Here is a 13067-nt window from a genome sequence, read left to right as displayed (position 1 = left end):
AACGCTAACATGCGCTTAGCGTCTCTTTCCAAATTTAGCTTTTAGATCATCCAACGTTACAGGTTTTTCCGGTTGTTTTTGATCTTTCTTGGGAGCATTAGCGTTTCGCTCCGGTTTCTCGATCTGTTTATGATCTTTCTTTGGCATGTTGGCATTTCGATCTAGCTTTTCACCCGTTCGCATTGACAAGCTGATTCGCTTCAAATTTTCGTTAACTTCCATCACTCGCACCTTCACAACTTGACCCACCTTCACAATTTGATTCGGATCGCTGACAAAGCGATCGCTCAGTTGTGACACATGCACCAATCCATCTTGATGTACGCCAACATCCACAAACGCACCAAAGTTTGCAACGTTTGTCACCACGCCTTCTAGTTCCATGCCAACCCGCAAGTCAGAAATTTCTTTAATTCCTTCCTTAAACGTCGCGTACTTAAATTCAGCGCGCGGATCGCGTCCCGGTTTTTCCAACTCGCGAATGATGTCGCGGAGTGTCGGTTCACCAACGGCATCGGTGATGTATTTTTTCAGGTGCTTACTCAACTGCTCTGCAATTTGAGGCGTTTGAGCTAGTGGAACCGATAGATCTTTTGCGATCGCGCTCACTAGCGAATACCGTTCCGGGTGAACGGCAGTGTTATCGAGCGGATTTGCACCATCTCGAATTCGCAAAAATCCTGCCGCTTGCTCGAATGCCTTTGGTCCTAATTTTGCCACTTTGAGTAATGCTTTGCGATCTCGGAAGGCTCCGTTTTCGTTGCGGTACGCCACAATGTTATTGGCAATGGTTGCGCTAATGCCAGAAACAGAAGTCAGCAACTCTTTGGATGCCGTATTGAGATCGACGCCGACAAAGTTAACACAACTCTCAACGGTCTCGCCTAGCTTCTTCTTCAGCAGTTTTTGATCGACATCGTGTTGGTATTGCCCCACGCCGATTGATTTTGGATCAAGTTTAACCAGTTCTGCTAACGGATCTTGTAAACGACGACCAATGCTAATTGCGCCTCGAACCGTAATGTCTAGATCGGGAAACTCTGCGATCGCAACGTCACTTGCAGAATAGATCGAGGCTCCCGACTCATTCACAATCACTTTAATCGGCTTTTGCTCTAGCGTTGCTAAAATCTCTCCGACAAATTCATCGGTTTCTCGACTTGCTGTTCCATTCCCAATCGCAATTAACTCAACCTGATATTTCTGAATCAATTGCTTTAGCGTTGCAGCCGCTTGTTTACGCTTCTCTTCTCCTGTGTGAGGAAAAACTGCTTGATACTGCAAGAATTTTCCAGTTTGATCTAACACCGCAACCTTGCAACCTGTGCGGAATCCTGGATCAAGCGCTAACGTTGGTTTCATTCCTGCCGGAGCAGATAACAATAACTCACGCAAATTTGTTTCAAACGTTTTGATTGATTCGATATCCGCCTCTTGTTTCTTCTCGGCTCTCACTTCACTAATCAACGAATTTCGCATCAACCGATTAAACGCATCTGCTAACATTGCTCGATAAAATGCGCGAACGGGTTGTGCTCTCGTGCGAATTTCTTGCGTTTCTAAGTAGTGCTGAACCGCATCTTCGTCAAATATCAAATCAAGGGTGAGAATGCCTTCTGTTTCACCCCGACACAGCGCGAGTAAATTGTGAGGCGCGATCGCGCTCACGCTGGCTTGAAACTTCCGATACATTTCAAACTTCGTCGTTCCTTCAGGATGATCCGCTTTGAGCCGCGAACTGAATGCGCCCGTTTCCAGCAGAAACTCCCGCAAGTAAGCTCGAAGATTGGCTTTTTCAGATACTTCTTCTGCCAAAATATCAGATGCGCCTTGCAACGCTTCTTCCGCCGTTTTAACCCCTTTCTCTTCGGAAATATATTTCGCCGCTTCCGTCTCCAGCGCTGCCGAAGCGCCCGACTCATTCAGCGCTTTTATCCAACTAGCTAACGCTTCTAATCCTTTTTCTTTCGCGATCGTTGCCCGCGTCCGGCGCTTCGGACGGTAAGGCAAATACAGATCTTCTAATTCGTTTTTTTGCAAACAGGATTCGATCTGAGTCTTCAACTCCGGTGTGAGTTTGCCCTGAGATTCGATCGATTGGAGAATACTGCTCTTGCGCTCTTCTAGTTCTGTGAGATAGGCGTAGCGATCGCTGAGGTCACGCAACTGAACCTCATCTAATTCTCCCGTCCGCTCTTTGCGATACCGCGCAATAAACGGAACCGTCGCTCCTTCTGCAAACAACTCCAAAGCACTCTTCACCTGCGCGGGACGAAGGGCAAGTTCTTCTGCTAAAAGCTTTTGAATATCAAGCATTGAGACACTAATTCGTAAGGTGCAATTCGTAGTTCGTCAAAGTTGCTCAATAGTTGCTCAATTCTGAACTACGAATTCCGGTTGAGCTTGTCGATCTTAGATCGGTTTTACCAAATTTCGCTGAAAATGGGCACGAATCAATCCCGACAAGCTATTACGTTTAGTTTCTCTGTTTAGTTTCTCTGAGGAAGAGAGAGATTTGGCGTTGTGTCTGGTGTTGTGTTTGGTGTTGTCCTCGGTTGAGTCGGTGACCCGGATGGCGGCAGAGGCGTATCGGGCGTTGTCGGACTCGTTGATGGCGTAATCGTCGGAATTCTTGGCGGAAGATTAGAGCCAGGAATAGACACAGGCAAGACATCACGGGGACGATCGCTCGTATCGAGACACGTATCGATCGCTTGCTTGGTCGCCAAATTTAAGTCTCGATTCAACCCCACCACACATTGTGAAAAGCTCAGGGGTAAGAGACTGCGACGACAGCCCTCTAGCACATCTGCAAAGAGCGTCTGCGCCGCATTGCGACCAATATCGACCACGCACGTTCCTGCTTCTAGCGGGCGACGAACTCGACGACACACCTCTACCGCTTGCTCTCCCGCAACCTGAACTTCTGCCATCCGTCGCACGCAAACGCCCAAATCATCGGGGCGCACCGTGTTAGAACAGGCATCGGCAGCGACAGCATTGGGAACTTTGGCACGCAATAGGTCAGCGGCACACTGACGGTAGAGATTGGGTCCGGGACGTTCAAACAAGTCGTCTAGCACCGCCGAGTGAGCAGGTGCAGGCGGCAGGGCAAGGGCGACTAGACTTACCGTAATTACCTGGGCAACGGGCAACCGGAATCTCATGAGGTTAGGCATAGTAGTTACAAATCGCAACGGTCTGGCTTCAGAGAAAATTGTGCCACAGGAAGGGGATGACGGCTAAAGAGATAAGATCGTCCCCCTCGATGGACTACAGTGTTAAAAGAAAGAAGGTAGATAAACTACCTACCACATTATCCGAAGGATATCCCGGTATGCATCTGAGTGAATTAACCCACCCAAACCAGTTGCACGGTCTGTCGATTTTTCAACTTCAACAAATCGCTAGACAGATTCGCGAGAAGCACCTGCAAACCGTAGCAACGATCGGGGGACACCTCGGTCCTGGATTGGGTGTCGTAGAGTTGACCCTAGCTCTTTATCAAACCCTCGACCTCGATCGCGACAAAGTGATTTGGGATGTTGGGCACCAAGCATACCCCCACAAACTGATCACTGGGCGCTATGCCCATTTCGACACGCTACGTCAAAAAGATGGCATCGCCGGATACCTTAAGCGAAGCGAAAACGAGTTTGATCACTTTGGCGCGGGTCATGCTTCCACGAGTATCTCAGCAGCGCTGGGCATGGCGCTGGCTCGAGATGCTAAGGGTGAGAAGTTTAAAGCTGTTGCGGTCATTGGGGACGGTGCGCTAACGGGCGGAATGGCGCTAGAAGCCATTAACCACGCTGGACATTTGCCCAAAACCAACTTACTGGTTGTCCTTAACGATAATGAGATGTCGATTTCTCCCAATGTGGGAGCCATTCCTCGCTATCTCAACAAGATGCGCCTCAGTCCGCCCGTCCAGTTTCTGTCGGACAATTTAGAAGAACAGTTTAAGAATCTACCCTTCTCCCCGGAGCTATCGCGTCTCAAAGAAGGCATGAAGCGGCTTGCGGTACCCAAAGTGGGAGCGGTGTTTGAAGAATTGGGCTTCACCTACATGGGTCCAGTCGATGGGCATAACCTTGAAGAACTGATTGCGATGTTTAAAGAAGCCCATCAGATTCAAGGCCCAGTGCTGGTGCATGTCTCTACAGTAAAAGGCAAAGGGTACGCGATCGCAGAAGCCGATCAGGTGGGCTACCACGCTCAAACGCCGTTCAACCTGATTACTGGAAAGGGCAATCCGTCGAGTAAACCGAAGCCTCCCGGATACTCCAAAGTGTTTGGCGAAACCCTGTCCAAATTGGCAGAAAATGATCCCAGAATCATCGGTATCACTGCCGCAATGGCAACCGGAACCGGGTTAGACATTCTGCAAAAGCGAGTGCCCAAGCAGTACGTTGATGTCGGCATTGCCGAGCAGCACGCCGTCACGCTGGCAGCAGGTCTTGCTTGTGAAGGAATGCGCCCCGTCGTGACGATCTATTCAACCTTCCTGCAACGAGGGTTTGACCAGATTATTCACGATGTTTGCATTCAGAAGTTGCCTGTCTTTTTCTGCATGGATCGCGCTGGCATTGTTGGCTCTGATGGCCCGACTCACCAGGGTATGTACGATATTGCCTACCTGCGATGCATTCCCAACATGGTGCTGATGGCTCCAAAAGACGAAGCCGAACTTCAGCGCATGGTCGTAACTGGAATTAATCATACCGAGGGCGCGATCGCGATGCGCTATCCCAGAGGCAACGGCTACGGCGTGCCACTCATGGAAGAAGGGTGGGAACCGCTCCCAATCGGTAAAGGTGAAATTCTTCGTCAAGGAGATGACATTCTGCTGGTTGCGTATGGCTCAATGGTCTATCCCGCAATGCAAACCGCCGAAATTCTGACAGAACACGGCATTGAAGCAACCGTTGTGAATGCCCGATTTGCCAAACCGCTCGATACTGAACTAATTTTGCCGTTGGCCCAACAGATCGGTCGAGTCGTCACCCTGGAAGAGGGCTGTCTGCAAGGCGGATTCGGCTCAGCGCTGCTTGAGGCGATGATGGATGCCGATGTGGTTGTGCCAGTCACTCGAATCGGCGTTCCTGATCTTCTGGTAGACCACGCTACTGCGGAGGAGTCCAAAGCAGATCTAGACTTAACGCCGCCTCAAATGGCAGACCGGATTCTCAAGTTGTTTAGCAAACAGCCTGTCGCGGTCGGCTAATTTTGCGTTTGCTATTGGCAGTGAGTTGTTGATGGCTGCGATCAACAACTCACTGTGTATCAGCGCTACCATTGCTCTAGAGCATCACCGAGATTGCCGCTTTCACTAATAGAATGAAGTGCTCAAACGGAACCAGAGTAGAGCGGATGGCACGGTCAATCCTTGGCTGCTCGAAACATTCAGCAATCCTGTTTAGTACGGCTATTGTGCCAAAACTGGAGGGGTGCAAATTGAGATTATAGTTTGAGGGTAATATTGGAGTGCTGCTCTTTAAGATAAGCCCATCATGTCTTTGATTAACCAGGTTTATCCCGTCATCTGGCAAAACGATTCCTCTGGAAGTCTTAACGGTCGCGTTCTGCTGATTGATCAAACGCGCTTACCGAATGAATTTGCATTTGTCGAAATTAGCCGCTCTGATGACATGGCGCGGGCAATTAAAACCATGATTGTTCGGGGTGCGCCTGCGATCGGGGTGGCAGCCGCCTATGGCATGTACTTAGGCGCACGAGAAATTGAGACGACAGAGCGCGATCGCTTTCTCACCGAGTTAGAAACCGTAGCAGAAACTCTGCGAGTCACTCGTCCAACCGCCGTAAACTTATTTTGGGCGATCGAGCGGATGCTGAAGACCGCTCGGCAAACCCTTGGCTCAGTTGATTATCTGAAGGAAACGCTCCTTCAAACGGCAAAACAAATCAACGCTGATGATCTGCAAACGTGCCAAGACATTGGGGAACAAGGCTTATCTGTTCTGCCAAAAGCACCCGCAAAGCTGAGGTTGCTAACCCATTGCAACGCGGGCGCACTAGCTACTGCCGGATATGGAACGGCGCTTGGTGTTGTGCGCTCAGCGTGGCGAACAAATCGCTTGGAGCGCATCTACGTCGATGAAACCCGTCCTCGGCTGCAAGGCGCTAAACTTACCGCTTGGGAATGTGTGCAAGAAGCAATACCGGTCACAGTAATTACCGACAGCATGGCAGCGCACTGCATGAAGCGGGGCATGATTGATGCTGTGGTTGTCGGGGCCGATCGCATTGCTGCCAACGGAGATGCTGCCAACAAGATTGGAACTTATAGCGTGGCGTTGATTGCGAAAGCACACAACATTCCGTTTTTTGTGGCGGCTCCGCTATCGACAATCGATTTTACGATCGCAGACGGTAGCCAAATTCCCATCGAAGAACGCGACCCAGAAGAGGTGTATCAGATTGGAGACACAATTCTCTATCCGCCTGGGGTCGAATATTACAATCCTGCCTTTGATGTTACTCCTGCCAATTTAATTAGCGCGATCGTCACTGAGTACGGCGCGTTTACTCCAACTCAAATTCAATCAGAATTGTACGCGAAGCAGATTGGGTAGCGCTTACCTAAAATAGCCAAGCCGACGCCAATAGGTCTTGACCCGGGTTTCCCACTGCTGCCAATAGTGAGCGATCGCGTCTTGCTCAAACCAAAACACTTCGGCGGGCAGATCCGGCACTGCGATCGCTAGCAGTGCGTGTTGAATATCGAGATCATAGAGACGATTGACCGCCCCCCAGTAGGCCGCGATTTGCAGCGGATAGTCATAGAGATGATCCAGCGATCGCTTCGGTTTGTTTGCCGTCTTCCACTCGCAAATACACGGCACCCCTTCGTAGCTTGCGACACAATCAACGATGCCCGCATATCCTAAATCGTCATGCACCACAATTCCTTCAACCAGTCGCACTGCTTCAACTGACGTTAGAACAGGCTGAACGCTATCCCAATATGGGCGAATCGCTTCTGGACAATTCACCTCCTTACCCTCCAAATAGCGCTGAATATGTCGGTGAGTTCCAGTTCCCCGGCGACTAGCGGTTTGACTAATCTGAGCTGCCTGCTCAACGCCAACGCGCTGTTTCCAGTTCATCAACCGCTCCCAATCTTCAGGAGGTTTTGTCGCATTGAGAATCGTTGTGACGCTAGGAAGCCGATCTCCTTCCGCACTCACATAATATTGCTTGCCTGCCTCTTTCACCTGTTTTGCTTGATAGCGGGGCAGCAACCCTCCAGAGCTAAATGGCGTCAATCTTCTAATGTCCTCGATTCAATTCCTACTCATCGTATGCTAACCGCCCGTCAGTAACATTCGTTAGTAATGCTGTCTAGTGAACTCAGTTCGTGAACCCTTTTTTGCTGCATCTCTCATTCCCCAACTTAGCGAGCAATTAATTCTAATGAGGGCTCTCACCCCCCACCCTGATTTGTTATTAACCAGTTTAGGAAGTGTCCTAGATTTAGCAACTTCTTCAGGAACTATTGCGTCAATTGGGTATATAGAGAAAGTAGACCAAAGGCAAACAAAACCTCTGAAACAAATCGCATCTTTCAGAAATGAACTTATTTCCTTCTGTAGTAAGATGCAGGAACTTTGGTAAGTCAATCAAGGTCTACTTAATCAACACAAAAGATTACTGGTTTACTTGGGAACGTCTTCATATGCATAGCAACTTCAAGTCTGGAACGGCTCTACTCCTCGCTCTCGGCATTACAGCAGGTGCAACGGCTCCGATCGTCATGATCGCGCCAGCGTTTGCCCAAGCTACCTTTCCTGATGTTTCATCTGATTATTGGGCGGCTCAATTCATCCAAGAACTTGCTTCACGAAACATCATTGAAGGATTTCCTGATGGATCTTTTCGCCCAAATGAAGCCGTCACTCGCGCTCAATTTGCGGCCATGATTCGCAAAGCTTTTCCGAATGCTCAAAATGTCAGAACTCCAATTAACTTTGCAGATGTTCCATCTAATTATTGGGGATATCAAGCCATTCAAAATGCGTATACGAGTGGCTTTTTAGCAGGGTATCCTGGTGGTACATTCCGCCCAAATGAAAATATTCCTCGCGCTCAGGTGTTGGTGTCTCTGGCAAGTGGATTGAACTACACCACGACCGGATCGGCAGATGCGCTGCTTCAGGCATATAGCGATGCCAGCAATATTCCGGGCTACGCTCGCAACAGCATTGCCGCTGCTACAGAGCGCCGGATCGTTGTGAACTATCCTGATGTGAAGTTTCTGAGTCCAAATCAGACTGCTACTCGCGCTGATGTGGCGGCATTTATTTATCAAGCGTTGGTCAGCACTGGAACAGTTACGGCGATTCAGTCGCCTTACATCGTCGGTCAGGTTGTGGCTCCTCAAGCCTTGACCATTCCTTCTGGAACGTCGATTCCTCTGCGGTACGATCGCGCGGACAAAGTTCTACTGGCTAAGAACGAGCCTAATCCTACACCGATCACGCTGACGGTTGCTCAAAACGTCGTTACGTCCGATGGCACTGTTCTGATTCCATCTGGAAGCCAGGTTGCGGGTCAGTTAGTCGTATCTCAAGGTGCAGCTCAGTTTGTGGCTTCAGAACTCGTGTTGGCTAATGGTCAGAGACTGCCAATCGCAGCAACCTCTGATGCAATCACCCAAACCGAATCAATTCGTCGCGGGACAAACACCGGAACGATCCTGAAGGATGCTGCGTTGGGTTCAGCCGCTGCTGCTGGAATTTCAGCCGTTACGGGCGATCGCAACATTAAAGCGGGCGAAGTTCTGATTGGAACGGGCGTTGGTGCGTTGGCTGGCTTGATCTTCGGCGGCGATCGCATCGACTTGATCTCTATCCGTCCGAATAGCGATTTGAACCTGCGTCTGACCACTGACTTGCAAATTCCTCGTCAGTAAGGCTCGCGCTTAAAAGGTGCAATGTGGATCTTCTAAGCACTCCTCATTACAGGTAATCTAACTACGAAGGTAGTGCCTTTTCCAAACGGTGGCTGATCAGCATTTTGACTGATCCAGCCATCGTTTTTTAGGGGGCTAAACACCTCAATCTTTCCCTGCATCTGCTCAATCAGGCGACGCGCGATCGCGAGTCCTAATCCTGTCCCCGGAATGTTGCCTTGAGCCTGCACCCCCCGATAATGGCGCTCAAACATATGAGGCAAGTCTTCTTTAGGAATCCCGAATCCGGTGTCACTAATCCAGACGTTGACCCAGTTAACCCCCTGATCAATCTTTACATGCACCTGTCCGCCCGTTGGTGTGTATTTCAACGCATTGTCAAGCAAATTGCTTAAGACTTCTCGCACCGCTCCGCAATTGCCCGACACTGAGGCAACAGACGTTGGAATTTCCCTTCGGATTGCTAATCCTTTGTCGTGCGCGATCGCCGTTGCTGATTCTAAAAGTGACTGCAAAATGTCAACCACAGAACACGGCTCCAATTCCAGATTCGATGCGGTCAACACACCTGCTGGTAGTAGAGGAATCGGTTGTTTAGGAGATTCTGAAGCCGCTTCATAGTCGGGCAGCAGATCTGCACTCCCGAGATCGATCGCCCCGTCCACTTGTTGAAGTAGGTCTTGCAAGCGATCGCTCTCTCGCAGGATGCTATTAGCAATTTGTTGATTCCTGTCCTCTGGCCTTAGCCGTTTTGACAGCAGTTTGCCGAACGTTCGCAGTGCTGTGAGAGGACTGCGTAATTGATGTACCAAATTATCCAGCATGTCGTGCTGCTGCCTTTGCACGAGGCGCTGCTGATGATGCGCTTCTTCTAGCCACTGCGATCGCTGATCCATCACGCACGCCAGTGATAACGTATCTGCAACCCGCTGAATTTGTCCTCGTTCCCAGGTTGTCCATGGTCGCTCCTCTCGCTCTGTCACCAGCAACCCCAGTACCATTTCTTCATGCACGAGCGGAAGAATAAGTTGCTGTTGCTGAGCAAGGGCATTTGGCTTTGCGGGGAAAAAAGCGGCTTCAAACTCAAGTTCAGGCGTCAATTCCTCGTTTTTCGACCGCTCTGATGCTGGAGCGAGGCGATTCACTTTCTCCGAAGCAACTGAAATATCGGGATAGGCGGCGATCGGAACCAGTTGTGTTTGTGTATTTTCAACCCATTCTTCGGTAAGATAAACAATGCTCAGCGATGCCCCAAACGCTTGAGTGAGCAGTGCTACTTGAGAGCGGCAAAGCGCAACGAATTCAGAACTGGTCGGCATCAACATGAGCGCGCTCCTTCAGACTCCGCTTGACGACCCCCTTGAGAGCGGGCAAGCGATCGCTTCAGCAAGAGGTAGGAGTAGTTTCAAACCCAGGTTTTCCTACTCCTGATAGGAATAATAGACTCCGAGTCCAGCTTTTTAGAGGGAGCTGGAGGGGCCTATAAGGTGAACAAAGCCCTTGATATCTAAGGGTAGCAAGTGATAGAGTGATTCAACTAGAATTAAAAATTTCAACTTTACTTTATATGAGCGGCTTAACACTTTGTATAGATGCGTTAAGAGCAGTTGAAATTTAGGGCTAGAGTCGATATACTTGCGACGGATTTTGTAACGATCACTACAGCATTGGCAGTCAAAAAAGGAGGTAAGGGGTTTGGCAAGGAGACGTAAGCGGAAGAGTCGGCGTCGTCAGGAAGGACGGAGAATCCTCGAAAACGTTCCTCAGTTTAGCATTGATTGTGGCGAAGATAAACCTGTGACGGCTGCTCGAAAGTTCATTCACTCTGAAGGAATTGCGCCGCCTGCTTTGTTGCTAGTGAAGCGAAACGAGCATACGACTGATCGGTATTTTTGGGCTGAGAAAGGACTGTTCGGCGCTCAATACGTCGAAGAAAACCACTTCTTGTTCCCCAGCTTAAAATCCCCTGATGATGACGATATGGAGCCAGTGACGGTTGCCTCTCGGAGTCGCTAGTTATTGCTCTTCATTTGCCTTGTGTGAATTAGGTAGATGTAGCTTTTCCGGAAGTCCAGGGTTTTGGACAATCTATTTGGACACTTGACTACTAAGAGCATTGGTTTTCTGCTAAAGCAAAGACCTCATTTGATTATTCATCAGATGAGGTCTTTGCTTTAGCATCAAATCGAACACTTTTATAAATTCTTTGCGTTACTCTAATGCACTTAAGCTGAGAGTGCGCTGCAATTCTGCTAACTCATCCCGATGCGCTCTGACAATAATCACACTCTTCGCACTTTCATCAGAGCTTAGCGAACCGCTGAACAACAATTCAGGTTCAATTGCCTCAACTTTTAGGGAAACCTGCTCAATCCGTCCCGCACCTCGCCAATAAAAAACTCCTGCTAAAGGCGACAGGAGCAACAAGCTGAGCCAAAAAGCAGACCCGCTTGGTAACACCATTGAGATGACTAGCACTAGGCAAAGCATTCCAGTGGCGGCAAGCAGCGACAGAAAAATCGCTAAAAACAAGCTGGGACGTACTTTGCCTTCAAAGGTGACTTGATTGGTTGCTGCATCGATCGCGGCAACGCGATAGGCCCGCTCCCTAAAGTACTGCCGCAACTGGTTTAAGAGAGATTCCTCCGTCTGCTCGGAGATTAGCCTAACTTGCTGAATCCTGTCCTTAGTCGAAGCACGGATAAAGAAGAACAGACCGACCATCAACAGAACAGTTAGAACCAGTGTAGACGCGATCACAGAATCATTCATGGTGTAGCTCAGGTAACAAGAATCCTGCTTACACCCTCAGTGTAGACAAAATTGTAGCCTGCAAGGGCATTAGTCGTGATCTGTCAAATCGCCTACTTCTCAGAGGCAGCAGTCTGAGGAACTGGAGTATCCTTCTGCACTGCATAATCTTGCCAAAGATGAGCTAGATCTTGAGCCTGTTGCATCGCTTCCGAGCGAATTTGATACATCCGGCGAGGACGACCTCTGCCTTCTACCTTCTTCCAGTAGCCCGTGACCATCTCTTCGTCTTCCAGAAACTTAAGCGCGCTATAAAGCACCGTATCGGAAAGACGATAAAGCGGATATTCGGTCTCTAGAAGTTGAATGAGTTCTGTACCGTAAGAATCGCCTCGCAGAAGTATGGCGAGAACGTAACAGACCGCTAACTCCTTGTTTAGGTAAAAAGGAGGTGGATCTTTGAAAAACTGATAGATATCCTCAAATTTCATCTGTCTGATTCCAGGCATGTGAGAAACGACTTGCTTGCAGAAAGGATGTGAACAAGAATTAGTTACACCATTAGGGTAACAATCCTGCCTGTAGGGTTGCCGTCCTACTAAAGGGTTAATTTAACCTTGAACGTGAAAAAATTAGGCAAACCTGTGTCACTTGGTTTATGGTGCAAAGCTGAACTGCGCACTACAACCGTAAAAAAATGACACTAGCAGGGTGATGGAATGTTTGGAATTGAGAGCATTGAGTACGAAATGTGCGGAAAAACCAACATTTCTTGTTTCGTTAAGTAAAGCAACGTCACTAGAAAGTTAAGCAAACTTAGAAATGCAAGTGCTCAAGGAACAAAGCAATATTCATAGATTCACAATTTGTTCTACTGCTTCAAAATGAAAGCAATCAAAAATGAGTGAAAATACGTGTTGCTTGAGCAGTCGCTCTGTTAAATTGCTTAACTTACATATAAACGGTGCAACTCGATTCTAAACTTGAAATTCTACTTTGGGGATGCTAAATCAAATTATTTTGTTGTTGAGTTAAAGAACGAAACAGATTTTAGACTTCTCAAAGAGTGTCACTGAAATAGATGCTTGTTACTCAACTAACCGATTGTAAAGAGTGATCCTTCAATTAGCAGAGCCGAAGGCGTGTCAATGGTGAGCAAGGAAACTCAGCTGCTTTCTCAAAAGTGCTACACGCTCAAATTGCGGAGCAAAAATTGTGCCTGTCGTTGCAAGATTTACGATCGATGTTGCTACCCGCTATAGAATTGCTCGGAACAAAAACAAGAAAATTGCGTCCATCCGAATTCTGCTGATGGTTTAACTTGACCTATTAACTTAAGTTGCTAGTTAGAAGCGGCAGGGGAAGCAAAGCAAATAAAATC

General features: G+C 48.6%; 10 protein-coding genes. 4 read left to right on the top strand and 6 right to left on the bottom strand.

The features are described 5' to 3' along the window. Positions 1–15: 15 nt before the first annotated feature. Positions 16–2316: a Tex family protein gene (locus tag AC5JLB_RS23615; protein WP_495876274.1), complete on the bottom strand. Its 2301-nt coding sequence runs from the start codon at positions 2314–2316 to the stop codon at positions 16–18. Between the two features lie 173 nt (positions 2317–2489). Further along, the gene (locus AC5JLB_RS23610) at positions 2490–3167 is read right to left on the bottom strand and encodes a hypothetical protein (protein WP_495876273.1); all 678 of its coding nucleotides are present in this window, start codon (positions 3165–3167) and stop codon (positions 2490–2492) included. A gap of 170 nt (positions 3168–3337) precedes the next feature. Between AC5JLB_RS23610 and dxs the strand changes: the two genes are divergently transcribed. After that, on the top strand, positions 3338–5227 hold the full coding sequence (gene dxs / locus AC5JLB_RS23605) for a 1-deoxy-D-xylulose-5-phosphate synthase (RefSeq protein WP_495876272.1): 1890 nt from the start codon (positions 3338–3340) through the stop codon (positions 5225–5227). Positions 5228–5513: 286 nt separating this feature from the next. Beyond that, positions 5514–6596 (top strand): S-methyl-5-thioribose-1-phosphate isomerase, encoded by a 1083-nt coding sequence (mtnA, locus tag AC5JLB_RS23600; RefSeq protein WP_495876271.1) that lies wholly within the window; start codon positions 5514–5516, stop codon positions 6594–6596. Between the two features lie 3 nt (positions 6597–6599). Here mtnA and AC5JLB_RS23595 read toward each other — a convergent pair whose 3' ends face one another. Next, positions 6600–7289 (bottom strand): exonuclease, encoded by a 690-nt coding sequence (locus tag AC5JLB_RS23595; protein WP_495876270.1) that lies wholly within the window; start codon positions 7287–7289, stop codon positions 6600–6602. A 410-nt stretch (positions 7290–7699) separates the two neighbouring features. Here AC5JLB_RS23595 and AC5JLB_RS23590 point away from each other — a divergent pair, with 410 nt between their 5' ends. After that, positions 7700–8935: an S-layer homology domain-containing protein gene (locus AC5JLB_RS23590; RefSeq protein ID WP_495876269.1), complete on the top strand. Its 1236-nt coding sequence runs from the start codon at positions 7700–7702 to the stop codon at positions 8933–8935. A gap of 32 nt (positions 8936–8967) precedes the next feature. On the opposite strand, the gene AC5JLB_RS23585 is transcribed toward AC5JLB_RS23590, so the two are convergent. Further along, entirely contained in the window at positions 8968–10260 is a 1293-nt protein-coding gene (locus AC5JLB_RS23585; RefSeq protein ID WP_495876268.1) for a GAF domain-containing sensor histidine kinase, read from the bottom strand. A gap of 370 nt (positions 10261–10630) precedes the next feature. On the opposite strand from AC5JLB_RS23585, the gene AC5JLB_RS23580 reads away from it, so the two are divergent. Further along, positions 10631–10951: a DUF3155 domain-containing protein gene (locus AC5JLB_RS23580; RefSeq protein WP_495876267.1), complete on the top strand. Its 321-nt coding sequence runs from the start codon at positions 10631–10633 to the stop codon at positions 10949–10951. A gap of 195 nt (positions 10952–11146) precedes the next feature. On the opposite strand, the gene AC5JLB_RS23575 is transcribed toward AC5JLB_RS23580, so the two are convergent. Together AC5JLB_RS23575 and AC5JLB_RS23570 are read right to left on the bottom strand one after the other, a co-directional pair. After that, complete coding sequence (locus AC5JLB_RS23575) at positions 11147–11707, bottom strand: cofactor assembly of complex C subunit B (protein ID WP_495876266.1); 561 nt, start codon at positions 11705–11707, stop codon at positions 11147–11149. Between the two features lie 92 nt (positions 11708–11799). Further along, the gene (locus tag AC5JLB_RS23570) at positions 11800–12177 is read right to left on the bottom strand and encodes a PadR family transcriptional regulator (RefSeq protein WP_495694083.1); all 378 of its coding nucleotides are present in this window, start codon (positions 12175–12177) and stop codon (positions 11800–11802) included. Positions 12178–13067: the final 890 nt, after the last annotated feature.

This window comes from Myxacorys chilensis (assembly GCF_059505265.1).
Note: the sequence above shows the minus strand (reverse complement) of the source record. Positions and strands in the feature narration are given on the sequence as shown.